We start from the raw sequence: 22,122 nt of genomic DNA on the forward strand, positions 1-22,122 counted from the left end.
TTGGAGTCTTTCATGCCGGCCAGGTGCTGGATCGCGCCGGAGATACCGACGGCGATGTACAGCTGTGGCGCAACGATCTTGCCGGTCTGACCGACCTGCATGTCGTTGGGTACGAAACCTGCGTCGACCGCAGCGCGGGAAGCGCCGACCGCCGCGCCCAGCTTGTCAGCCAGGGCGTACAGGTGTTTGAAGTTGTCGCCGTTCTGCATGCCGCGGCCGCCGGAAACGACGATCTTGGCAGCGGTCAGTTCCGGACGATCGGACTTGGCCAGTTCTTCGCCAACGAAGCTGGAGATACCTGCGTCGTGTGCAGCGGCAACGGCTTCAACCGCAGCCGAACCACCTTCAGCGGCCACCGGGTCGAAACCGGTAGCGCGCACGGTGATCACTTTCACTGCGGCGTTCGACTGAACGGTAGCGATGGCGTTACCGGCATAGATCGGACGCTTGAAGATGTCAGCGCTTTCGACCGAAATGATCTCGGAGATCTGGTCAACGTCCAGCTGCGCGGCAACGCGTGGCAGGATGTTTTTGCCGTTGGAAGTCGCGGCCGCCAGGATGTGGCTGTAGCCCGCAGCCCCTGCTTCTTGAACAAGAGCGGCGACCAGAGGCGCTACGTTTTCCGGCAACTGATGCGCGTAGGCGGCGTTGTCGGCCACCAGCACTTTAGCCACGCCAGCGATTTTCGCAGCGGCTTCAGCCACGGCGTCAACGCCCTGGCCGGCAACCAGCACGTGGATATCACCACCGATTTTGGCGGCAGCAGCCACGGTGTTCAGTGTGGCCGGGGCCACTACTTTGTTGTCGTGTTCAGCAATAACCAAGAGAGTCATTTCACGCTCCTTAACTCAAAGCACCTTCGCTTCGTTTTTCAGTTTCTCGACCAGTTCAGCCACCGACTTGACCTTGATGCCCGCGCTGCGTGCAGCCGGCGCTTCGACTTTCAAGGTTGTGTTGGTGGAGGCGGTGGAAACGCCCAAAGCGTCCGGAGTCAGCACTTCGAGAGGCTTCTTCTTGGCTTTCATGATGTTGGGCAGGGACGCATAACGCGGCTCGTTCAAACGCAGGTCGGTGGTGACGATGGCCGGCAGTTTCAGGGAAACTGTCTGCGCGCCGCCGTCGACTTCACGCGTCACGGCAACGCTGTCGCCACTGATGTCGACTTTCGAGGCGAACGTGCCCTGACCGTAGCCGCTCAGTGCCGCGAGCATCTGGCCAGTCTGGTTGTTGTCGCTGTCGATGGCTTGTTTGCCCAGGATCACCAGCTGAGGCTGTTCCTTGTCGACCACCGCTTTCAACAGTTTGGCAACGGCCAGGGACGTCAGATCTTCAGCGGATTCGACGAGGATGGCGCGGTCGGCACCCAGCGCCAGCGCGGTGCGCAGTTGCTCTTGAGCGGTGGAGGGGCCGATCGAGACGACGACGATTTCAGTCGCCAATCCTTTCTCTTTCAGGCGTACGGCTTCTTCCACGGCGATTTCGCAGAACGGGTTCATCGACATCTTGACGTTGGCGAGGTCGACGCCGGAATGGTCCGCCTTGACGCGAACCTTGACGTTGTAATCGACCACGCGTTTGACCGCTACGAGGATCTTCATTGGGCAGTGTTCACTCCGGAATAGTTGATCGGCGCAGTCAGATAGCACCGGCAGCGCGCATTTCTTCAATGCGATTCGCCGACAGCCCCAGCTCCCTCAGCACCCGTTCAGTGTGCTGGCCAAGGCCCGGTACGGCGTCCATTCGCGGTTCGAAAGCGCTATTGCTGCCCGGCGGCATCAGGCTCGGTACGGTGCCGGTAGAGGTCTCGACTTCGCGCCAGCGATCGCGGGCCTTCAGTTGCGGATGATCCCAGACGCCTTGCATGTCATTGACCCGGGCGTTGGCAATCTGCGCGTGTTCCAGTCGATCAATTACGGCATCGAAGTTGAGGCTGGCGAACGACTCGACGATCAATTCCCGTAGCGCGTGACGGTTTTCGACGCGTCTGAAGTTGGCAGAAAAACGCTCGTCCTTCACCAGTTCGGGGATCAGCAGCACCTTCTCGCAAAACAACTGCCATTCGCGTTCGTTCTGCAAACCCAGCATCACGGTGGTGCCGTCACCGATGGGAAAGGGACCGTAAGGATAAATGGTCGCGTGTGCGGCCCCCGCGCGAGGGGGCGGAGGCGCGCCGTCGTAGGCGTAATACATCGGATAGTTCATCCACTCGACCAGGCTTTCCAGCATCGACACATCGATGTGACTGCCTTCGTCGGTCCGTCCACGCAGCAGCAGCGCAGACAGAATGCCGGTGTACGCGTACATGCCGGCGGCAATGTCGGCGATCGAGCACCCGGCCTTGGCCATTTCTTCTTCACCCGAGCCGCCGGTCACTGACAGAAATCCGCCCTCGCTCTGGATCAACAGGTCATAGGCTTTTTTGTTTTCATAGGGGCCGCCCACGCCATAGCCTGAAATGTCACACACAATGAGTTGCGGAAATCGCTGATGCAGCACCTCAAATGACAAGCCCATTCGCGCCGCCGCACCGGGTGCGAGGTTTTGTACGAACACATCGGCGGTGGCCAGTAGGCTGTCCAGCACCTCGGTGGCCGTCTCTTGTTTCAGGTCGAGGGTCAGGCTTTCCTTTGACCGATTGGTCCAGACGAAGTGCGAGGCCAGGCCGTTGACGCGTTGGTCGTAGCCGCGGGCGAAATCGCCTGTGCCAGGGCGCTCAACCTTGATCACGCGGGCGCCAAGGTCGGCCAGTTGTCGGGTGCAGAAGGGCGCGGCAATGGCATGCTCAAGGCTGACCACAGTAATGCCATCGAGCGGACGAATGTCTTTGGACTGGCTCATGATTGATCTCTCTTGTTATTAGAAAGAGCGCGGCAGCTCAAGCAGGTGTTCGGCCACGTACGACAGGATCAGGTTGGTGGAGATGGGGGCCACCTGATACAGGCGGGTCTCGCGGAATTTGCGCTCGACGTCGTATTCGCAGGCAAAGCCGAATCCGCCGTGGGTTTGCAGGCAAGCGTTGGCCGCCTCCCAGGAGGCCTTGGCCGCCAGGTACTTGGCCATGTTGGCGCTGGCCCCGGCGTTGATGCCGCTGTCATATTCCTCGCAGGCACGCCAGCGCATCAGGTCGGCCGCTTCGATCTCGATGTGCGCTTCAGCGATCGGAAATTGCACACCCTGGTTCTGGCCGATCGGGCGACCGAAGACGACGCGGTCGCGGGCGTAGGCGCTGGCCTTTTCGATAAACCAGCGGCCGTCGCCGATGCACTCGGCAGCAATCAAGGTGCGTTCGGCATTCAAGCCATCGAGGATGTACCTGAAGCCTTTGCCTTCCTCGCCGATCAGGCTGTCAGCAGGGATCTCCAGGTTGTCGAAGAACAGTTCATTGGTCTCGTGATTAACCATGTTGGCGATCGGCTGTACGGTCAGGCCGTTGCCGATGGCTTCACGCAGGTCCACGAGGAAGATCGACATGCCTTCGGACTTTTTCCGCACATCGGCCAATGGCGTGGTCCGCGCCAACAGGATCATCAGGTCGGAATGCTGGATCCGTGAGATCCACACCTTCTGCCCGTTGATCACGTACTTGTCACCTTTGCGTACGGCAGTGGTCTTGATCTTGGTGGTGTCGGTGCCGGTGGTGGGCTCCGTTACGCCCATCGATTGCAAACGCAATTCACCGCTGGCCAGTTTTGGCAGGTAGTAACTTTTCTGTGTCTCGCTGCCGTGACGCAGCAGGGTGAACATGTTGTACATCTGCCCGTGAACGGTGCCGGAATTACCGCCGCAGCGGTTCACTTCTTCGAGGATCACCGAGGCCTCGGCCAGCCCCAGGCCGGAGCCGCCGTATTCGGTTGGAATCAGCGCGGCCAGCCACCCGGCGTCGGTCAGGGCCTTGACGAAGGTTTCCGGAAAGCCTTTTTCTTCATCGACTTTGCGCCAGTAAGCCGCATCGAATTCGGCGCACAGAGCGCGTACGCCCTCGCGGATGGCATTGAGTTCTTCAGAGTGACGGTCAGTCATTATTATTCTCCTCGACGCGTCACGCACGGCATCTGCCTTGCGTGACCGGGTCCGGGCAAAGAGCAATCAGATCGGGTTGAAACCCAAGGCGGCACGAAAGCGGTTCTTGACGTAGTGACCGTCGCGCGGTGGCAGCACCCGTGGCGGGTTTTCCGCTTTGATCTTGATCGTCGCGAGCTTGACGCCATCGCGGGTTGCAAGGCGTTCGCGCAGGCCGTGTACGCCTTCCATGTCACGGATTTCATCGGTCCAGCTAAACCCGCAGGTCTTCGCCACCTGATCCAGGGAAATACCCAACCCCGCGTGGCTGACCTGCATGCCGGTTTCACCGAAGTGACCGTTATCCAGCACCGCGATGGTCAGGTTGGCGGGCTTTTGCAGCGACACAGTGGCCAGTGCGCCGAAGCCCATGAGCAACTCGCCGTCACCGGTAATCACCACCACCGATTTGTGGGGCTGCGCATTCGCCAGGCCCAGGCCGACGGTGATGGCGCTGCCCATGGCGGCCCAGAGGTAATAATTCAAATCGTTGTCACCGGCGGCCATGACGTCATAAGACGCCGAGCCCAGACCGGTCACGACCAGCACGTCTTTACGGTCGGCCAATAAGGTCTTGACCACTTCGCGGCGGCACAGGGTGTGGTTGGCGCTTACTTGACCCATTTCTTTTCTCCAATCAGGCGCTGACCGAGCAGCAGGGCAGTGGCGGAATCACCGTTGAAGGCCATAGTCGCGGCACCGTGCAGCAGCGGGGCGACGTCTTCAGGAACGTCCGCGCGCCAGGTCATGACTTTCATCAAGTTCAGCGAGGCTTCGGTGGCCTGACCCATCGGGTTCTGCCACGCGTTGAATTCAGCCCAGTCACCGCGCATGGTTACCACCATCAACAGTGGGAAGCCGGCACAGGCTTGCAGGGCCAGGGTGTTGATGCAGTTACCGACGCCGCTGGACTGCATCAAGAGGGCGCCGCGTTCACCGCCGAGCCATGCGCCAGCAAGGTAGCCGATGCCTTCTTCTTCGGTGGTGAGAACGACAGCCTTGATGTCCGGGTCGGCATACGCCATACGGATGGCCGCCGAGTGGCCTGCGTCCGGTACGAAAACCACGTGTTTGACGTCGTGGGCCTTGAGCACGCGGAACACGTCCTCCTGCCAATCCTGTCCCACGGTTTGTTCAGCTTCTGTTGACATGCCCATCTCCCAAGCAGTGCTGCTTTTGTGTTTTCACACATTCTGGGAGTGCTGGAACTGAACTACGACTACCGTTTTTGTCTTTGAGATATGCCCATTTTGTATAGCTTGCCGACCGACTGTAGGAGCGAGCTTGCTCGCGATGGAAGTTAACGATGAAGGGTGTTCACAGGTTGAACGAGGCGCTCTTGAGTTCATCGCGAGCGAGCTCGCTCCTACAGTTGAGCGCCGGACTCACCTAAGGGCGCTGCAGAATCGGCGAATCGCTTCGCATGCCTGGCGTAATGAAGCGTCATCCAGGGCATACGCAATGCGAATGTAAGGGCCCAGGCCAAAGGCGCTGCCATGCACCACGGCCACATCCGCCTCGTCGAGCAGTGCATGGGCAACCTCTTCGTCGGTGTGCAGCACTCGGCCACCGGGTGAGGTTCGGCCGATCAATCCGGCACAGGAGGCGAAGGCGTAAAAGGCGCCTGCCGGACTGACGCATTCAAGGCCCGGGGTATCGTTCAGCAGCGCCACCATCAAATCGCGACGCTGCTGGAAAGCGGCACGGCTTCGGTGGATGAAATCCTTGGGGCCCTCCAGCGCAGCCAGTGCGGCCTGTTGCGAGATCGAACAGGCGCCGGAGGTTTGCTGCCCTTGCAGTTTTTCCATGGCCTCCAGTAGCCAGCGTGGTCCCGTAGCAAATCCGATGCGCCAACCCGTCATGGCGTAGGCCTTGGATACACCGTTCATGGTCAGGGTTCGCGGTGCCAGCCGTGGTTCGACCTGCGCCAGGGTATGGAACGCTTGATCATCGAAGATCAAGTGTTCATAGATGTCATCGGCCAGAATCAGCACGTGGGGGTGAGCCAATAAAACCTCGGCCAGAGCGTGCAGTTCTGTTCGGCTGTACACCGCGCCGGTCGGATTGGACGGCGAATTGAGGATCAACCAGCGGGTCTGCGGCGTGATGGCTGCGGCCAGCGCCGAGGGCGTCAGCTTGAAACCAGTGTCGGCCTCGCAGGTAACAATTCGGGCTTCACCGCCGCACAGTTGAACCATCTCCGGGTAACTGACCCAGTAGGGGGCCGGCACAATAACCTGGTCACCCTCGTTGAGGGTTGCCGCGAGGGCGTTGTAGATCACCTGTTTGCCACCGTTGCACACGAGGGTGTCTTGCCACGTCACGTCCAGGCCATTCTCGCGGCGGAATTTGGCGGCCACCGCTTCTCGCAGTGAACGTGCGCCGGCGACTTGGGTGTAGCGAGTGTGGCCGTGTTCGATGGCGTTGATGGCCGCTTCACGAACATGCGTTGGCGTGTCGAAATCAGGCTCGCCCGCGCACAGCGAGATAATCATCGCACCTTGCGCGCGACGCTCTGCCACGCGGTCCATGATTCGATAGGTCGCGGAAGGCTGTGCACTGGCCAGACGCAGGTTCAGCCGTTGGATGTCGGCGCTCATGCGCGGGTTCTCCACTCAGTCAGGTTCATCAGCTCCAGGGTCGAGCGGCCGTCGGTCAACGCCTGCATCATCTGAGCTTCCTTGTTCGCGCGCGCCTCGCCTTCGGCCAGGGTACGTGCCGCATCCGCCTTGGGAATGATGATCACACCGTCATCGTCGGCCACCACCCAGTCACCCTGAGCCACCAAAGCACCGTTGAAATTGAATGGCTGCCCCACCGAAGGCGCACTGGCCTTGACCGTACCTTTCACCGATATGCCGCGAGCAAACACCGGGAACTGGCGTTTCTTCAGCGCAGCGATGTCGCGTACGCCACCATCGATCACCAGTCCGACCACGCCAGCCGCTTCGGCCGCCACGGTCAGCACTTCGCCCCAATAGCCTGCGATGAAGCCACCTGTACCCACGACCAGCACGCTGCCACGGGGCACGCGTTCCATCGCCAGGTGCAGGGCGAGGTTGTCGCCGGGCGAGCATTCCAGCGGATAGGCGGGAGCAGAGATGAAGGCGCCGTCCCAGATCGGGCGGATCGCACTGTCGACCGCGCAAGGCAGGTGGGACGCTTCATACAGCGTCGAGCTGCCCAGCACTTTTGCCCGTGCGTGGAAATCCAGGGGGAGCGGGAGCGGGGTCATCAGACTTTCCTCTGCAAGTTGTGGTAACCCAGTGCGGCCCGGGCTTCTTTAAGGGGTTTGCCTTGGCTGATCAGGGCGCGAATGTCGGCTTCGATCGATTCGATCTGACGGGCACACGCCGCCACTTCAGCCGCACGGGCGCGGGGGACGATCACCACGCCATTGGCGTCAGCGACCACGATGTCGCGGGCACACACTCGAGCGGTACCGATGGATACCGGCTGGTTGACCGACTGAACCTGCGCGCGGTCTTTGCCGGTGCGCATGAAGCGGCCCTTGCTGAAGATCGGGTAGCCATCGCCCAGTGCTTTGTTCACGTCACGGCAAACACCGTCGATGACCGTGGCAGCGATCTGCCGAGTGCCGGCGTACTGGGTCATGATGTCGCCCCAAACCGTGCAGTCGGTGCGGCCGCCGTTGTCGATCACCACCACGTCGCCAGGCGCCACGTCTTCGATGAAATCGCCGACGGTGCCAGGCGGTACGCTGGCCGAGACGTACTGCACGGTGAACGCGGGACCGACGATGACCTTGCTGTAATTGTCCAGGGGTGCCACGCCGAGGCATTGACCGGGCAGGCCGAGTTTGTCCAGCGCATCGGAGACGCCCGGGGTGTCCAGGCCTTCAAACAAGGCGACCAGTTCTTTGTCTTCAAGATTCATCAGGCGTGCTCCACGTGGATCGCTTCGAATTGGGTGTCATGCATCACTTCGGCGACCGAACGACCGCTGCGGACAGCCTCGACCATGCCGTCCTGGCGGCGGGCAATACGCTCGCCAAGGTCGATCACTTTCTCGATATAGGCGGAGGGCACGAACACAGTGCCGCAGGTATCGGCGATGACATAATCGTTCTCGCTGACATCGACACCGGCCACGTTGATGGTCACGGCGGCATCGATCTGCACCACCCGATTGCGGGCACTGATCATGGTCACGCCGCGACCGTAAACCGGGTAGCCAATTGACTCGCTGCCGTCGATGTCGCGGCTGAAACCGTCGATTACCGTGCCGCGCACTTTCTTGCTGGCTGCTGCATTGGCGAGGATGTCGCCCCAGCAGGAGATGCCTTCGATTCCACCGGCGATCACCAGCACACGATCATTGCTGTCGATCTGTTCCACCACGGGGGTAATCAGGTGCACAGTGGGGACGTTGTCGGTTTTAGGAGCCAGCAGCACGGTGCTGGCGCGGCCGACAATCTTTGGACAGTTCCACAACGGGCGTAGCCCAACGGTGGCACCCGGCAGGCCGAGGAAGTCGAGCGCATCGGAGACCGTGTTGGTATCCAGCGCCGCCAAGCGATCTAGCAAACTCTTATGGGTCATGGGGAAGCCCCTGTGGTGACGGAGGCGCCCAGTGTCGGCGAGACAGTTTGATAGGTATATTACGAATCATAGATACGTTAGATACGTTAAACCTATGGATTAATCATGATCAATTTTCGACTGATTCGTCATCTCTGGTTGTTCCTGGCGGTGGCCGAAGAACAGAATTTCGGTCGCGCGGCCAAGCGTTTGGGCATGTCCCAGCCACCGCTGAGCGAGCAGATCCAGGTGCTGGAACAGGCGCTCAAAGTGAAGCTGTTCGACCGTTCGCGACGCGGTGCGAAGTTGACCCCGGTGGGGGCGGCGATTCTGCCGGCGGTGCGCAAGTTCGCCGACCAACTGGAACGTCTGGAGCTCGCTGTGGAGGAGGCGGTGGCGGGGCAGTCGGGGATGTTGACCATTGGTGCGATTTCCACGGCCATGTTCGATGTCCTGCCGGGTTTGATCGAGCAATTGAAAAGCGATTACCCGCATCTGACGGTATCCGTGCGGGAAATCGACAGCGTCGAAGCCGTCCCGGCGCTGGAAGCGGGGGACATCGACTTGGCCTTCGCCCGGCTGGACGGTGATTTGGGAACCTCGATCAGTTCACTTCCGTTGTTGGAGGACCGTCTGGTGGTGGCGCTGCCGAGCAGCCATCCCCTGGCTTCACGCACGCGAATCAGCCTGTCCAGTCTGGCCAACGAGCCCTTGGTGATGTTTTCCCGGAAGGTCAGCCCGGTGTACTTCGACAATCTGATTGCTACGTGTCGCGCCAGCGGCTTTTCCCCTCGCGTACTGCATGAAGTGCGATCCGTGGCCTCGCAAATCGCTTTTGTCAGCTATGGCCAAGGCATCGCACTGGTGCCGGCCTCACTGAAAAAACTGGCGCCAGACAATGTAGTGTTTCGAGCGCTGAGCCAGAAGCTCAATGTCGTGACCACGGCGGTGGCCTGGAATACGGATCGGCCCAATCCGGTGGTGGAGGACGTCGTTGCCCGCTTCCGCGCCAAGGCATGAGTTAGCCCAGGGATCGTGCTTGAACATCGCTTGATAGGTTTGGCGTATGAAAGCCTTCCTCAATCAGGAATGTACAGAACAGCCGATTTCCTTGAAATTGCCTGCCCCGCCGCCGACAACCCAGGCTCGGCACCACCTTTTCGTTCAAGGAGGCAACAACGTGCCCTCAGCAGAAACGTTCACTCACGTGCAACTCCCTCTGACAGTGGAGGGTGTCTCGTTGAACGTGGCCGCCCTCCATCGCGGCGGCCTCCGGGCGCCGATTGTGTTCCTGCATGGCTTTGGTTCGACCAAAGAAGACTATGCCGACATCGTGCAGCAGTCCGCATTGGCCGATCACCCGTTCGTTGCTTTTGACGCTCCGGGTTGCGGTGAAACCCAGTGCAGTGATCTTTCCAGAATCTCCATACCCTTTCTGCTGCAGACGGCGCTGCAGGTACTGGAGCATTTTGGCATTGAACGCTTCCATCTGGTCGGTCATTCCATGGGCGGATTGACCGCGCTGCTGCTGGCCCATCAGTTCCCTGATCGGGTGCTCAGTTTCGTCGATATCGAGGGCAATATTGCCCCGGAAGATTGCTTCCTCAGTCGGCAGATCGTCGACTATCCGAGCGACGATCCGGAGGCGTTTTTCGCCGCCTTCATCGAACGGGCCCGGCAGGCCCCAGCCTTTGCCAGTGCGCTCTATTCCGCAAGTTTGCGACACAAGGTACGTGCCGGTGCGGTGCGAGGGATCTTCCAGTCGATGGTCGACCTCTCCGATAACGCCGACCTGATGGGCAAATTCCTCGGTTTGAAGTGCCCGCGGATGTTCATGTACGGCGAACAGAACGCATCACTGTCCTACCTGCCGCATATCCAGGCCCGTGGGGTTCGGCTGGCGCCGATTGCCGGTTGCGGGCATTTCCCGATGTATTCCAATCCCATCGCGATGTGGCAACAGATCGCCGATTTCCAGGCAGTCTCCGTCCCGCCTACAGCCTGATGAAAAAAGGGCCCATGGATCAGCATGGGCCCTCTCAAGTACCTGCGCTGATCGTCAGCGCCTCAAGCCCTGGCAGCGTTCGACTTTACGTACCCCTTCAAACCGGTGCGCTCCTCGATTTCACCGGAACCGCTGATGTACCCATAGCGCGACAGGTTCGGCATCAGCATCGAGGCAATGAAGGTGATGGTCACGATCGCCGCGACATAGAAGAAAAAATACTCCTCGATACCCTGCGAACGAAGCGACAGCGCCACGTATTCGGCCGTGCCGCCGAAAGCCGCGTTGCCGACGGCGTACGGAAAGCCCACGCCCAATGCCCGCACCGCAGGCGGGAACAATTCCGCTTTGACGATCCCGGCAATCGGGGTGTAGAGCGACGCAATGGCCAGGCCCCCAAACACCAGCAGGAACGCCGTAAACGGACTGCTCACCGACTGCAACGAATAGAGCAGGGGGATCACCAGGACCATGGCCAGTCCGGAAAACATCAGCATGTGCGCCTTGATCCCGATACGGTCGGCGAGCAAACCAAACAGCGGCTGGCAGAACATGAAACCGATCAGGGACGCCGTCATGATGAAGCTCACCGTTTCCGGGCTGAAACCGGCAGAGATCACCAGGAACTTCTGCATGTACGTGGTGAAGGTATAGAAGTACAGCGAACCGCCGATGGTGAAAGCAAGCACCAGGGCGACGGCGCGCTTGTGTTTGAACATGCCGCGCAGCGAGCCGGCATCTTTACGGTTCATGTCTTTTTTGGTGGCGGTTTCATGCATTGCGCGTCGCAGGTACACCACGACAATCGAGCTCAGGGCACCGATGAAAAACGGTATCCTCCAGCCCCATTCGCGCAGTTCCTCACCGGTCAGGGTTTGCTGGAGAATCACCACGGTCATCAAGGCCAGCAACTGACCCGCAATGATGGTGAAGTACTGAAACGAGCCATAGAAACAGCGACGACCGGGGGTCGCGATTTCACTGATGTACGTGGCACCCGTGCCGTATTCCGCACCGACTGAAAGTCCCTGGATCAGTCTCGCGACGACCAGCAAAACCGGCGCGGCCATGCCGATGGTGTCATAGGTCGGCATGATCGCGATCAACAGTGATCCGGCGCACATCATGAACACCGAGATAATCATCGAGACCTTGCGGCCGCGAGTATCGGCAATCCAGCCGAAAATCCAGCCGCCCAGAGGGCGCATGAAAAAGCCGACGGCGAAGACCCCGGCGGTGGCGAGCAATTGGCTGGTGGTATCCCCTTTGGGGAAAAACGACGCCGCGAAGTAAATGGCGGTATAGGCGTAGATAAAGAAGTCGTACCACTCCACCAGATTACCGGAGCAGGCGCCCATGATGGCCTTGACCCGGTTCGGGCCGGTCTTGGCGGTGTGGTCTGTTGAGGTTGTTGTTGATGCGGACATGGTGTTCACCCTTTCTTCAAGGCGAGACGTTACGAGGCGCACGCTGAGGCGTGTTCGACGTTGCTGACTCGATGGGTTGATCTGCTCAACGCAGTAACGTTGGCCCGTTGATGGAGGGCGCAGGTGAAGAGGGGGGATGAACGGGAGAGGTCAGCTGTTCGCTGCCAGGGTAAAAGGGACAGGTCGAGTCAGGAGAAACGTTGTCAATCATGGCGCAAGCCCTCGAATCTTATTCTTGTAGTAAGTCGAGCGCTCCAGGCGCTGACGTTGATTGCACGCTACCTCAGAGTGGGGAGCGAAATAAGCCGTCAGGCAGGCCTAACTGATATAGCAAAATTCTATAGCTTGTCGTGCAGCCCCGAGGCGCTGAGGGATACAGCCGGGAGCCAACGCATCGGGTTCAATGCGGCGCAGTTCTGCGGCACTGCAAGGGTCGCTAATGCGTTTACACTCTCACTACCTTCGGCACATTTCGCGCCGAGCCCGACTTTGACTGGCCTGGTAATGGATGTCGTTCAACTCAAAACCCTGATTCATGTGGCCGAGCTAGGCAGTCTCAGCAAGGCTTCCGACCGGCTTCACATTGCACAACCGGCCCTGAGCCGACAAATTCGACTGTTGGAAAAAGAACTCGGCACTTACCTGTTCGATCGACATGGACGGGGCATGGAGATTACCGATGCCGGCCGTGAGGTGCTGGCGCATGCCACCCGCATCATGGAAGAAATGGAGTCCATTCGAAGCTCGGTGGTGGGCGGAAAGTCTTCCTTTCGCGGCATGGTGGTGATCGGTACAACGCCGACGGTCGCGGAAATTGTCACCGTGCCACTGGTGCGCAAGATCAAAGAGGCGCATCCGAATCTCGCCGTCAGGTTTTCCTCGGCCTTCAGTGGCTACCTGCTGGATTGGGTTCAGCGTGGCGAGCTGGAACTGGCGATTTCTTACGATCCTCAGCCCCTGCATACGCTGCGTATCGTGCCGGTGATGATGGAAAACCTGCTGCTGGTCGGTCCCGCCAGCGCCAACCTGCGCATCGATACGCCGGTATCGTTCGAGTCTTTGGCTGAGCAGGCATTGGTGTTGCCAAGCGCTCGCCACAGCCTTCGCGTGATACTGGACAATTGCGCGCGCGAAGTCGGCATCAAGCTCATGACCAGCGTCGAAGCGGACTCCTTCGGCGCGATGATCGATCTGGTCCGCAATGGATTCGGTTTTACCGCGTTGCCGTTGGCCTCGATTTACACGCAAATCGAATCGGGCGTGCTCAGTGCCGCGCCCCTGGTTGACCCCGTTCCCATGCGCAAACTGGTCCAGGTGTTTCCCGCGGACAGACGAGTCAGCCCGGCCGCGAAGTTTGTCGGGGATGCGTTCATCGAGATCGCCACCGATCTGGTCAATCGCAAGATTTGGGCGGGGCACATGCTTTGAACAACCGCGTTATCAATGCCCTTTGACTTTCCTGATCCGCATCACAATCAGCGCAAGTATCGCGATCGCCAGCGGCGTCATGGCCAGCATGGCCTCCCGTGGGGCGATGTCGACGCCGAGCAGGTGCAGCCCTGAATAGCCGAGCTTGAGCAGGTTCAGCAGGTAGTAGGTGATGGCGATAATCGACAGGCCTTCGACGGCGCGCTGGATCTTGATCTGGGCGTCGGCGCGGGCGTTCAGGCTTTTGAGGATTTCCGAATTCTGTTCTTCCATTTCTACCTGAACCCGGGCTTGCAACAAGTCGCCCAGGTTGGCCACGCTTTCGGCCAAGTGCTCCAGGCGCTGTTCGGTGGCGGTGCAGTACCTGACGGTGGGTTTGAAGCGGCGTTCGATGAACACCCCAAGGCGCTGGCAATCGCCGACGTGGCTTTCGCGCAATTCGCCGAGGCGCTCGTACACCAATTGGGCATAGGCTTGGGTGGCACTGAAGCGGTGGCGGGTTTTCGCGGTGCTGCTGACCACTTGCGCTGACAGGTTGGAGATATCCGCCAGCAGGGCTTTTGCGTTGCCGCCGTTGGCGTGGGCGTTGCGCTCGGAGAGGGTGACCAGGGTTTTGTCAAAGCCATCGAGTTGCGCGCTCAAGGTCTTGGCCGTGGTCAACGACAGCGAAGCCATCATGCGGTACGTCTCGATCTCCAGCAGACGGCGGATCATCCGCCCCTGGCGATAGGCATTGAGGCGCCGGTTGATGAACAGCAAGTGGTTGCTGCCGTCTTCGCAGAGTCGAAAATCGCTCCAGACCACCGCATCGCCACCCCCCACGCAGGAACCGCACGGGTCCTTGAACCCGTAGCCGGCGATGTCCAGGCCGGCTTCGCCACGCACGACGATTTGCACCGAGTTGATCAGCTGCGGCAAATACGCTTCGACCTTTTGTGCCAGCATCTCTGGCAGTGATGTCCAGGACAGGTCATTGCTCGATGAAGTGACGACGAGGGTGAGGGTGAAGAACTCGGCGTGGCGTTCCCACTTCAGTGCGTGGCCATCGAGTTGGGTAATACCTTGGGCGGCGGTCAGGTCGAAGGTGGCAGGGCAGCAGTCCTGAAGGAGCGTGTTGCACGCTTGCTCGCCGCCGAGAAAGGCCAGATGAAACACATGGGCTGGCTCATCGAAATACAGTGACGGGCGTGCGTGCAGTTCGTTGTGCAGGGTTTGTCTTTGCGGATGCATGCTGTTCAGGCCAGGTTGATTTTTTGTTCTGGGCGCTTGCGATCAATGCCCACTGGGGAGTGCGCCTGCGGTGTTCAGGGCAGTGATCGACGGCTGTAGTTGGTGGGACAGGTGGCCGAACTCGCGAGTCACTACCAGTGATCGATACTTTTGCATTCAACAACGATTAGGGCGGGGCCCCGACGTGATGCGGCTCACGTCGGGGCGTCGGGGATTTAACAGACCTTCCAGTCAGCGTTCTGCTCGAAGGCATAGGCCGCGCGATAGAGCTCGGCTTCGGCGAAATGTCTGCCCACCAGCTGCAAACCGATTGGCAAGCCATCGCGTGTGGCACAGGGGAGTGACAGGGCCGGGTGCCCGGTGACATCGAAGCCGCAGGTGTTGGCGAGCATCTCGAAACTGCGCCCCAGGTAATCCGCCAGTGGCGTATCGGCTGGCGGTAGTGGCGTGGCTTTGAGGGGCAGGGTGGGCATGAGCAGCAGATCGTGACGGGCCAGTATCTCGTCGTAGGCCAGGCGCAGCTTGCGTCCGAGATTCTGCGCCTTGCCGTAAAAGCGCCCATGGTAGTGGCGGCTGAAATACTCGCCCAGGATCATCGTGGTCTTGACCGTATCGGGTAGATCATCCGCTCGATGTCGCCAGCTCGCATGGTGCTCCATCATGTCGGTCAGGTAGAGCCCCCGCCAATTGAAGCCGTGGCTGTTGCCCTGCATCATTTGCTGGGTGGCGCCTTCGGCAGCGATCGCCAGCCAGATGGCTGGACCCAACAAGTGCATGGGCATGGACACTTCTTCGACCGTCGCGCCCTGAGCGCGGAATACTTCACAGGCCTGACGCACCGCCTGGTCGACATCGGTGTCAGAGTTGGCATGGCCAAAGCCTTCCTTGAGCACCGCTATTTTCAGCCCCGTAATGCCCCGCGACAGACCCTCGGTGTAGCGCGCAGTCCTGGTCCCGGCCAATTGACGCGGATCGAGCCCGTCGACGCCGGCCATTGCTTCGAGCATCAGGGCGTTGTCCTGCACCGTCCGGGTAATGGGGCCCAGATGATCAAGGGTACTTTCTATCGGCATCGCGCCGGTATACGGCACCAGGCCGTGGGTCGGTTTCATCCCGTACACGCCGCAGAAAGAGGCGGGGATGCGCACCGATCCGCCCTGATCGCTGCCCACCGCCAAGTCGACTTCACCGGCGGCGACCAACGCTGCACAGCCTGAGGAGGAACCGCCAGCGGAGTAGCCCGGACGGAGCGGGTTGTGCACCGGACCGCTGGCCGACGTGTGCGATCCCCCGGAAAAGCACAGGGCCTCACAGACAGCCTTGCCCGCGACGCTGGCACCGGCATCCAGCAGGCGTGTCACGACCGTCGCATCGACCGCGGGCCGATAGCCATCGAGGGTAAATGAGCCGTTGAGCATCGGCAGGCCGGCGACCGCAATGTTGTCTTTGATGACCAGCGTTTTTCCAGATAACGGACCCGCACGGTTGCCCTGGATATGCGCCTGGCACTGCCACGCACCGAGACGGTTTTGCGCGGCGCTCGGAACGTGACCGGGCGACCGTGGGTAAGTGACTTCCGGAAGGAAGTCGGCCTGCTGGTCAAGCACGTCATAGGCGTCGAAATTGGCCTGCAGTACGGACTGATACTCGTCGAGTTGTTTGGGCGTCAGGTGTATGCCCAGGCGGTTGGCAATCACCCCGAGTTCGTCGGTGTTGGGTCGAATAACAGACATGTTGCGTCCTCGCTGTAAAAGGGAGTTTCAGGCCTTGAGCAGGTAGCTGCCGAACAAGTCCACCACCACGGTGCCCGCGTCTGCGGCGTCGCCCCACAGTTCCTGGGTGGTGAAGAGCACGTGGTAAGTCGGCTCGTTGTGACTGGGCAGGCCATGACCGACGGAGTCGGGAAACGGCCACTCATGTGTCGTGCGGTGTACGACAACCCCATGCTTGCCCCGTACGTAGCCGGGCATGCGCACATGACCGTCGACGTACTCGTCGCGAACCCGCACCCGATCGCCGTTCCGGAACGGGATGGCAGGTGGGTTGGCAGCGCGTCCGGGACCGAGCGGCAGCGCCAACGGGTACGCACCGGCGGCGAGTTCTTCAAGGCGCTGTTGGGTGATGGCGCCTTTTTCGACAAACAGCGAAGCGACACCCACGATAATTCGATCGTAGTAGCTGGACGCCAGGTATTGCCTCGGCTCCATCCGCTCGATCGCGTGGCGCAGCTCATCCACATTGAACAGTCCCAGCTCCCCGGCACCGAGGAACAGGAGGCTGTAGCCAAGGTGTTCCCAGTCTTCATGGAACACCGGTTTGTAGCTCAGCGAGTTGGCGCTGTGCTGCACGCGCCCAAATCCCTGAACGCCGCCCAAATCATGGATGCCATCCATCATTGCTTCACTCGCGGTTGGTGGGTGGGGGCGCCGGGGCGTGCGATGCCGATCAACACATCCTTGGTGACGAGCGCGGCGAGCTGTTCTTCGGTCCAGTCCTCGGTGCCGGAAGGGCGGAAGGGCAGCACCATGTAGCGGGTTTCGGCACTGGTGTCCCAGACGCGGATTTCGACCTCGTCCGGCAAGTCCAGGCCCATCTCGCGAAGTACCGTTCGCGACTCCCTCACGACGCGGGAGCGGTATTCAAAGCTTTTGTACCAGTCAGGTGGCAGGCCGAGGACCGGCCAGGCCGTGCACGAGCACAACGTGCAGACGATGACGTTTTGCAGGGCTGGGGTATTTTCCAGTGCCACGATGTACTCACCTTGTACGCCGGTGTAACCGAACTGCGCGCAAGCCGCGGTGCCGTCGCTGAGTAGCAATTCGCGGTAGTGCGGATCGACCCAGGCCCTGGCAACGACGCGTGCGCCATTGGCCGGGTCGAAATCGTTTTGCATGATCTCGGTGAATTTCTCGACATACCCTTCGGGAACCAGCGCGCGTTCCTCAAGGGCGTTTTTCAGGGCGACCGCGCGTACGGCAGCCGAAGCCTGCGCGTGATGGTAATGGTCGTTCATGATCGCTATCCTCTAGACGATACGGAATGTCAGTTGCGATGCATCAGGCCGGTTTCGGCGTGGCAATTGATGTACTCGTAAAGCTGGTCTTCGGCGCGCAGCACACTGACCTCGTGATAGCCCTTCCATTTGATATCGCCCCCCAGTTTCTGGACGATCTTCATGAAGGTGCCAAATATCTCGATGTGCGTCGGGTGGGATTCGGACCAGCGCTCCAGGTGCGCGAGCGAGCGCCAGTGGCTGACAGAAAAAGTCTTCTCCAGCTTTTGTCCGTTGGGGTCCAGATGCTGCAGGTAACGGTTGCTGTAACAGCCCACGGGCAGGCCTTGATCGCGCAGGAATTCCATGCCGGCTCGCAGCGCCGGTTCCATCTGGTTCAGGTACAAATCACGTTCAGTGCCTTCGGTTTCACTCCAGTCCTGGCCCGAACGGATGACCACCAGATTCTCGTGGCCCTTGATCACTTGTCGACGTGAAGCCGGGGTGGCCTCAAGGTGGCCGACAGGGGACATGGGGTCGGTCTGGGACAAAGGGATTCGGTCGCGCATTGAGCCCCAGTAGCCGTGTTCCTGGATTTCGTCACTGCGCGAGCCCATCAACAGACCGACTCCTTCCAGGTAATCGGGCGTGGCGAAGAGGGTTTCAAAGCGCTCGACGCCCGGGGTCAGGATTTCCCGGAAGTAGCCCAGGCCATCGTTGCCGAGCTCTTCGGCGTTCCACCATTGGCTGACCTTTTCACTGGACTGCCAGCGGAGGAAGGACTGAGGGCTATCCCAGTAGGCGATGGCAATCATGTTGTCGTAGCCGGCGGCGTCGACGTAGTGGGTGATGTCGTGATGGCCCGGTCCATCGACAAAATCGAAACGCTGCACGATGTTACGCAGCGCGGCGCAGGCAGCACCCAGGTAATGCTCGCCTTTGGACTGGACGCCGAGATAGGCCATGACTATTTGCTCGACCGAGCCATCGGCGCGGCCTACCCAACCGGGGAATGGCGGGGTGTAGTCATCTTCAATCCGGCGGGCACGAGACCGAGGGCACATCAGGTGTTTATCAATCGCGGATTCCATACGTCACTCTCTTTTTTATTCAGGTCATTGGCCTGCCAACTGCACGCAACCGGTGCAAGTGGGCGGGTGCTTGTTTGAAGGAGGGAAGGGCGTCAAAACACCCGCGCATAACGCAGGTTCATGCGAAAGTCCTCTTTGGGACCGTTCTCGACCGAGAGATCCCGGCCTAGCTGGAGCTGGAGTTGATCCTGGGGCGTGACGAATTGGGTGGCGGTCAAACGAATGTTGGTGGTGCGCATCGCATCATCGCGCTCGACCCGATCAACCTCGGTTTCCCCACCCCGGATATGCCCGAAACCCACGGCGAAAGAGGTGGCGGGATCCGGCATGTAGCGAGTCATGACCTGCGCGCTGTAGGAGGTTTTTTGCTTGAGCACCGCGGAGCTGGCGCCGTAGGCGTCGTTATCGCCATACCAGATCGCATCGCCCACCAGGTCCACCGCCCATTTGTCGAGAAAGTGCTTGATGTAGGCGCCCTGAAAGTCGACTTTCCAGCGGTTTTCACCGAGGTTGATCGGCTCGTTCTTGTCGTAGGTGCCGCTGGGTACGTAGAGGTAGGCGTTGGCGCTGAGGGTGTCTCGGGCACTGTTGAGAAGCACCTTGATCGGGGCCGTCAGGATGAGGTCGCCGGTACCGCTGGCGTCGCCTAGCGCCGAGGCGCTGCCATGGCCGGAAAGCTGACCGAACGGCAGCAGAAACTGCGGGTCGATGGTGACCGACTCGCTCAGTTGGTAGACATGCAGCAACCGCAGAATGCCGATATCGGATGTCAGGTTGAAATCCGAAATCGCCTGGTGGCCGTTGGATCGCCACGAGTCGGTGGTTGCATGCTGGTAATAAACCGCCCCGATCGTCGCCCCTATCGGGTATTGCTCGAAGTCACCCGGTGCCACTTCTACCGCCAGGGTGGCGAACGATGTCCCTATCAGGATCAACCCCAGCAATAACGACTTTTTCTGTCGCACTAGCCACGCTTTCACTTTGCTCATTGTCTGTCGCCTATTGTTGATTGTCCCTTCGTAGGGGGACATTTAAGGAACTTGCTCTCGGGGTGTTCACCCGTGGCTCAAGGATGCGGCGGTCAGGAATTGGCTTCTTGGCTATGCGGGAACAAAAAGTTTTCTCAGGCGGCCCTTTGGTCGCTGGTGGTGGCGAAGCTATCGAGGAGTGAGGTAAGAAGTGTTCCAAGGTTGGAGAAAACGTTTGATGCAGAGGTTGCTTCGTTAGGCCCACGGATGTGCCTGGTATGGGGCTTGCTAGGTCATTCTAAAAATCACTTCCGCAGGAAGGGGCTTCGCAGATGGGTAAGCAACAGGAAGGGGGCTTGAAGGGATGGGGGGCACGTGCCGTTGACCTGAGTGGCGGCAGTCGGGTGCCGGTGACCAATTGGTCTTGCGAAAACATCGACGTCGCCACCCAAAGCGGTTCCACGTCCGAGCGAGTGGATTACTGGCGAGAAATGATTCTGCGGATGTTTGCCGACGTAGAAATCGGCGCTGTCCCGAACCCGGCGTTCTTCGGCAAAGTCAGGTCGCAGAAGTGCGAGCTATTGCGCATCAGTGACGTCAGTGCAGCGGCTCAGGCCGTCAACCGTCGTCATCTGCAACCAAGATCGCGGGACGAAGACAAATACTTTGCGGTGTTGATGCTCGAGGGGACCGAGCAGTTGGAACAGGACGGAAACAGGGCAATTATCGGGCCCGGGGATTTCGCCATTTATGATGCAACACGCCCGCATCAACTGAACTTTGCCCATGATTGGCGGCAGATCATCGTGAGCGTGCCAAGGCCCGGCCTGAATCAACTGGTGGTGGGGATGGAAAGCCGGATGGCGACGCGCATCTCCATGGACAATCCGGTCGGCCGCGTCATGCGCCTGTTCCTGGAGAGTGTGACCTCACAAATTGGCCAGTTCTCTGCCACCGAGATGATCAAGTTGTCGGAGTCGGCGACCAATCTGATTGCGCTGACGCTGGGTAACTTGCAAACCCTGGAGCCTGAGCACTCTCGCAACCAGGCCCTGACCTTGATGCGGGTGAAGGTCTTTGTGAACGACAACCTGCGCGATCCGACACTCAATGCCCAACAGGTCTCCCTAGGCACAGGTCTTTCAGCGCGTTACATCAATAAGCTGTTTGAACATGAGGGTTCTTCGCTGATGCGCTACCTGTTGCGTCGTCGCCTGGAACGTTGCAGCGCTGATCTGTTGAACCCGGCCAACGCCACGTTGCGGATATCCGACATCGCGTTTCGTTGGGGCTTCAATGACCTTTCGCATTTCAGCCGGGTCTTTCGTGGGGTCTATGGTCATGCCCCCCGGGATTGGCGCGAGAGTCAGCTTCGGCAGTAGCCGTTTTCAGCCACAACGCCAACCTGGTAAAGCGACCCTCAGCCCAGCCCAGCGCCAGCTCACTGACCGACCGCAAAAGGCCCCGAGCCCAAAACGCCGCGCTGCAACTGACTGGCAATCAGCGTGTTCTTCAGTAGATAAGCAATAGTCATCGGCCCGACACCCCCAGGCACCGGCGTGATCGCACTGGCGACCGTGCGCGCACTGGCATAATCGACATCACCCACCAGATGACTACCGGATTCGTCGGTAATGCGATTGATACCGACATCAATCACCACCGCTCCAGGCTTAAGCCAGCTAGCATCGATCAGCCCAGGACGACCTACCGCCGCGACCACGATATCCGCCAGTCGGCACAACGCCGGGGCATCGACGCTACGCGAGTGCACCACACTGACCGAACAATGCGCCTGCAACAACAAGGTCGCCATCGGCTTGCCGACAATGTTCGAACGGCCAATAACCACCGCGTGCATGCCGCTCAAATCACCACAGGTTTCGTGCAACAGACGCATGCAGCCGCTGGGTGTGCACGGCGTCAGGACTTCCATGCCTTGCACCAGACCGCCAACGTTTTCCCGATGAAAACCGTCCACGTCCTTGATCGGGGCAATGGCATGAATCACCGCCGCCTCGTCAATATGCCCCGGCAAGGGCAACTGCACCAAAATGCCGTTCACCGTGGCGTCGGCGTTCAGTTGGGCGATCAGTTCCAGTACTTGCGCCTGGCTGGCGTCGTCCGGCAGACGGTATTCAAGGGAGCGAATCCCGACTTCCTTGGCCCGCAGCAGCTTGTTGCGCACATACACATGGCTGGCCGGGTCGTCGCCGATCAGCAGGACCGCCAATGCGGGAAAAATCTGCTGCCCGGCCAGGACCTGAAGTTCTTCGCGGACTTCCTCCAGAACCTTGGCGGCAATGGCTTTACCGTCGATATTCCGGGCCAGTGGTGGGGTATTGCTGTTCAAATGCGTCACCGTCATTAAAAGAATATCG

Annotated in this window: 22 protein-coding genes; 4 read left to right on the forward strand and 18 right to left on the reverse strand. The window is 59.9% G+C overall.

From position 1 onward, the window contains the following. The 10 genes from ACIPL2_RS25995 to ACIPL2_RS26040 all read right to left on the reverse strand — a co-directional run. A partial coding sequence (locus tag ACIPL2_RS25995) for an electron transfer flavoprotein subunit alpha/FixB family protein (protein WP_401361159.1) occupies positions 1-833 on the reverse strand: 833 nt, incomplete at its 3' end. Positions 834-848: 15 nt separating this feature from the next. Further along, complete coding sequence (locus ACIPL2_RS26000; protein ID WP_401361161.1) at positions 849-1,598, reverse strand: electron transfer flavoprotein subunit beta/FixA family protein; 750 nt, start codon at positions 1,596-1,598, stop codon at positions 849-851. A gap of 37 nt (positions 1,599-1,635) precedes the next feature. Continuing rightward, a complete protein-coding gene (locus ACIPL2_RS26005) occupies positions 1,636-2,838 on the reverse strand; it encodes a CaiB/BaiF CoA transferase family protein (RefSeq protein WP_401361163.1) in 1,203 nt (400 codons plus the stop codon). Between the two features lie 18 nt (positions 2,839-2,856). Then, the gene (locus ACIPL2_RS26010; RefSeq protein ID WP_401361165.1) at positions 2,857-4,020 is read right to left on the reverse strand and encodes an acyl-CoA dehydrogenase family protein; all 1,164 of its coding nucleotides are present in this window, start codon (positions 4,018-4,020) and stop codon (positions 2,857-2,859) included. A gap of 66 nt (positions 4,021-4,086) precedes the next feature. Continuing rightward, a complete protein-coding gene (locus ACIPL2_RS26015) occupies positions 4,087-4,683 on the reverse strand; it encodes a thiamine pyrophosphate-dependent enzyme (protein ID WP_401361167.1) in 597 nt (198 codons plus the stop codon). Beyond that, positions 4,671-5,210, reverse strand: coding sequence for a thiamine pyrophosphate-binding protein (locus ACIPL2_RS26020; RefSeq protein ID WP_401361169.1), 540 nt, complete (start codon positions 5,208-5,210; stop codon positions 4,671-4,673). Before ACIPL2_RS26020 ends, ACIPL2_RS26015 begins: the two co-directional genes overlap by 13 nt. Before the next feature lie 234 nt (positions 5,211-5,444). After that, the gene (locus ACIPL2_RS26025) at positions 5,445-6,659 is read right to left on the reverse strand and encodes a pyridoxal phosphate-dependent aminotransferase (RefSeq protein ID WP_401361171.1); all 1,215 of its coding nucleotides are present in this window, start codon (positions 6,657-6,659) and stop codon (positions 5,445-5,447) included. Next, entirely contained in the window at positions 6,656-7,294 is a 639-nt protein-coding gene (locus tag ACIPL2_RS26030) for an RraA family protein (RefSeq protein WP_401361173.1), read from the reverse strand. Before ACIPL2_RS26030 ends, ACIPL2_RS26025 begins: the two co-directional genes overlap by 4 nt. Next, positions 7,294-7,956 carry an RraA family protein gene (locus ACIPL2_RS26035; protein WP_401361175.1) on the reverse strand — a complete coding sequence of 221 codons (663 nt, stop codon included), beginning with the start codon at positions 7,954-7,956 and terminating at the stop codon, positions 7,294-7,296. The genes ACIPL2_RS26030 and ACIPL2_RS26035 overlap by 1 nt, the downstream gene beginning before the upstream one ends. Beyond that, positions 7,956-8,621, reverse strand: coding sequence for an RraA family protein (locus ACIPL2_RS26040; RefSeq protein WP_401361177.1), 666 nt, complete (start codon positions 8,619-8,621; stop codon positions 7,956-7,958). Before ACIPL2_RS26040 ends, ACIPL2_RS26035 begins: the two co-directional genes overlap by 1 nt. Positions 8,622-8,726: 105 nt before the next feature. Between ACIPL2_RS26040 and ACIPL2_RS26045 the strand changes: the two genes are divergently transcribed. Further along, entirely contained in the window at positions 8,727-9,620 is an 894-nt protein-coding gene (locus tag ACIPL2_RS26045; RefSeq protein ID WP_401361179.1) for a LysR family transcriptional regulator, read from the forward strand. Positions 9,621-9,780: 160 nt separating this feature from the next. Next, entirely contained in the window at positions 9,781-10,605 is an 825-nt protein-coding gene (locus ACIPL2_RS26050; RefSeq protein WP_401361324.1) for an alpha/beta fold hydrolase, read from the forward strand. Positions 10,606-10,667: 62 nt separating this feature from the next. On the opposite strand, the gene ACIPL2_RS26055 is transcribed toward ACIPL2_RS26050, so the two are convergent. Then, on the reverse strand, positions 10,668-12,032 hold the full coding sequence (locus tag ACIPL2_RS26055) for an MFS family transporter (RefSeq protein ID WP_401361181.1): 1,365 nt from the start codon (positions 12,030-12,032) through the stop codon (positions 10,668-10,670). Positions 12,033-12,536: 504 nt separating this feature from the next. Between ACIPL2_RS26055 and ACIPL2_RS26060 the strand changes: the two genes are divergently transcribed. Beyond that, entirely contained in the window at positions 12,537-13,460 is a 924-nt protein-coding gene (locus ACIPL2_RS26060; RefSeq protein ID WP_401361326.1) for a LysR substrate-binding domain-containing protein, read from the forward strand. A gap of 12 nt (positions 13,461-13,472) precedes the next feature. Here the strand turns inward: ACIPL2_RS26060 and ACIPL2_RS26065 are convergent, their stop codons facing one another. The 6 genes from ACIPL2_RS26065 to ACIPL2_RS26090 form a co-directional block, all read right to left on the reverse strand. Then, positions 13,473-14,690, reverse strand: coding sequence for a DUF3422 domain-containing protein (locus ACIPL2_RS26065; RefSeq protein ID WP_401361183.1), 1,218 nt, complete (start codon positions 14,688-14,690; stop codon positions 13,473-13,475). 215 nt (positions 14,691-14,905) lie between these two features. Next, positions 14,906-16,423 (reverse strand): amidase, encoded by a 1,518-nt coding sequence (locus ACIPL2_RS26070; RefSeq protein WP_401361185.1) that lies wholly within the window; start codon positions 16,421-16,423, stop codon positions 14,906-14,908. Between the two features lie 27 nt (positions 16,424-16,450). Next, complete coding sequence (nthB, locus tag ACIPL2_RS26075) at positions 16,451-17,083, reverse strand: nitrile hydratase subunit beta (RefSeq protein WP_401361328.1); 633 nt, start codon at positions 17,081-17,083, stop codon at positions 16,451-16,453. Then, positions 17,083-17,703 carry a nitrile hydratase subunit alpha gene (gene nthA / locus ACIPL2_RS26080; protein ID WP_401361187.1) on the reverse strand — a complete coding sequence of 207 codons (621 nt, stop codon included), beginning with the start codon at positions 17,701-17,703 and terminating at the stop codon, positions 17,083-17,085. Before nthA ends, nthB begins: the two co-directional genes overlap by 1 nt. A 29-nt stretch (positions 17,704-17,732) precedes the next feature. Next, on the reverse strand, positions 17,733-18,773 hold the full coding sequence (locus ACIPL2_RS26085; RefSeq protein WP_401361189.1) for a phenylacetaldoxime dehydratase family protein: 1,041 nt from the start codon (positions 18,771-18,773) through the stop codon (positions 17,733-17,735). 92 nt (positions 18,774-18,865) lie between these two features. Next, on the reverse strand, positions 18,866-19,762 hold the full coding sequence (locus tag ACIPL2_RS26090) for a transporter (protein WP_401361191.1): 897 nt from the start codon (positions 19,760-19,762) through the stop codon (positions 18,866-18,868). A gap of 311 nt (positions 19,763-20,073) precedes the next feature. Between ACIPL2_RS26090 and ACIPL2_RS26095 the strand changes: the two genes are divergently transcribed. After that, positions 20,074-21,123, forward strand: a complete 1,050-nt coding sequence (locus ACIPL2_RS26095; protein WP_401361193.1) for a helix-turn-helix domain-containing protein — start codon at positions 20,074-20,076, stop codon at positions 21,121-21,123. A gap of 59 nt (positions 21,124-21,182) precedes the next feature. Here the strand turns inward: ACIPL2_RS26095 and folD are convergent, their stop codons facing one another. After that, positions 21,183-22,109 carry a bifunctional methylenetetrahydrofolate dehydrogenase/methenyltetrahydrofolate cyclohydrolase FolD gene (folD, locus tag ACIPL2_RS26100; protein WP_401361195.1) on the reverse strand — a complete coding sequence of 309 codons (927 nt, stop codon included), beginning with the start codon at positions 22,107-22,109 and terminating at the stop codon, positions 21,183-21,185. Between the last annotated feature and the right edge of the window lie 13 nt (positions 22,110-22,122).

The sequence above is a fragment of the Pseudomonas sp. NPDC086251 genome (assembly GCF_044746405.1).
Lineage (GTDB): Bacteria > Pseudomonadota > Gammaproteobacteria > Pseudomonadales > Pseudomonadaceae > Aquipseudomonas.

What these genes read in the sequence shown, in the direction of transcription:
- ACIPL2_RS26000 (WP_401361161.1), bottom strand. Translation starts at nt 1,598, where the DNA reads ATGAAGATCCTCGTAGCGGTCAAACGCGTGGTCGATTACAACGTCAAG.
- ACIPL2_RS26005 (WP_401361163.1), bottom strand. Translation starts at nt 2,838, where the DNA reads ATGAGCCAGTCCAAAGACATTCGTCCGCTCGATGGCATTACTGTGGTC.
- ACIPL2_RS26010 (WP_401361165.1), bottom strand. Translation starts at nt 4,020, where the DNA reads ATGACTGACCGTCACTCTGAAGAACTCAATGCCATCCGCGAGGGCGTA.
- ACIPL2_RS26015 (WP_401361167.1), bottom strand. Translation starts at nt 4,683, where the DNA reads ATGGGTCAAGTAAGCGCCAACCACACCCTGTGCCGCCGCGAAGTGGTC.
- ACIPL2_RS26020 (WP_401361169.1), bottom strand. Translation starts at nt 5,210, where the DNA reads ATGTCAACAGAAGCTGAACAAACCGTGGGACAGGATTGGCAGGAGGAC.
- ACIPL2_RS26025 (WP_401361171.1), bottom strand. Translation starts at nt 6,659, where the DNA reads ATGAGCGCCGACATCCAACGGCTGAACCTGCGTCTGGCCAGTGCACAG.
- ACIPL2_RS26030 (WP_401361173.1), bottom strand. Translation starts at nt 7,294, where the DNA reads ATGACCCCGCTCCCGCTCCCCCTGGATTTCCACGCACGGGCAAAAGTG.
- ACIPL2_RS26035 (WP_401361175.1), bottom strand. Translation starts at nt 7,956, where the DNA reads ATGAATCTTGAAGACAAAGAACTGGTCGCCTTGTTTGAAGGCCTGGAC.
- ACIPL2_RS26040 (WP_401361177.1), bottom strand. Translation starts at nt 8,621, where the DNA reads ATGACCCATAAGAGTTTGCTAGATCGCTTGGCGGCGCTGGATACCAAC.
- ACIPL2_RS26045 (WP_401361179.1), top strand. Translation starts at nt 8,727, where the DNA reads ATGATCAATTTTCGACTGATTCGTCATCTCTGGTTGTTCCTGGCGGTG.
- ACIPL2_RS26055 (WP_401361181.1), bottom strand. Translation starts at nt 12,032, where the DNA reads ATGTCCGCATCAACAACAACCTCAACAGACCACACCGCCAAGACCGGC.
- ACIPL2_RS26060 (WP_401361326.1), top strand. Translation starts at nt 12,537, where the DNA reads ATGGATGTCGTTCAACTCAAAACCCTGATTCATGTGGCCGAGCTAGGC.
- ACIPL2_RS26065 (WP_401361183.1), bottom strand. Translation starts at nt 14,690, where the DNA reads ATGCATCCGCAAAGACAAACCCTGCACAACGAACTGCACGCACGCCCG.
- ACIPL2_RS26070 (WP_401361185.1), bottom strand. Translation starts at nt 16,423, where the DNA reads ATGTCTGTTATTCGACCCAACACCGACGAACTCGGGGTGATTGCCAAC.
- nthB (WP_401361328.1), bottom strand. Translation starts at nt 17,083, where the DNA reads ATGGATGGCATCCATGATTTGGGCGGCGTTCAGGGATTTGGGCGCGTG.
- nthA (WP_401361187.1), bottom strand. Translation starts at nt 17,703, where the DNA reads ATGAACGACCATTACCATCACGCGCAGGCTTCGGCTGCCGTACGCGCG.
- ACIPL2_RS26085 (WP_401361189.1), bottom strand. Translation starts at nt 18,773, where the DNA reads ATGGAATCCGCGATTGATAAACACCTGATGTGCCCTCGGTCTCGTGCC.
- ACIPL2_RS26090 (WP_401361191.1), bottom strand. Translation starts at nt 19,762, where the DNA reads ATGAGCAAAGTGAAAGCGTGGCTAGTGCGACAGAAAAAGTCGTTATTG.
- ACIPL2_RS26095 (WP_401361193.1), top strand. Translation starts at nt 20,074, where the DNA reads ATGGGTAAGCAACAGGAAGGGGGCTTGAAGGGATGGGGGGCACGTGCC.
- folD (WP_401361195.1), bottom strand. Translation starts at nt 22,109, where the DNA reads ATGACGGTGACGCATTTGAACAGCAATACCCCACCACTGGCCCGGAAT.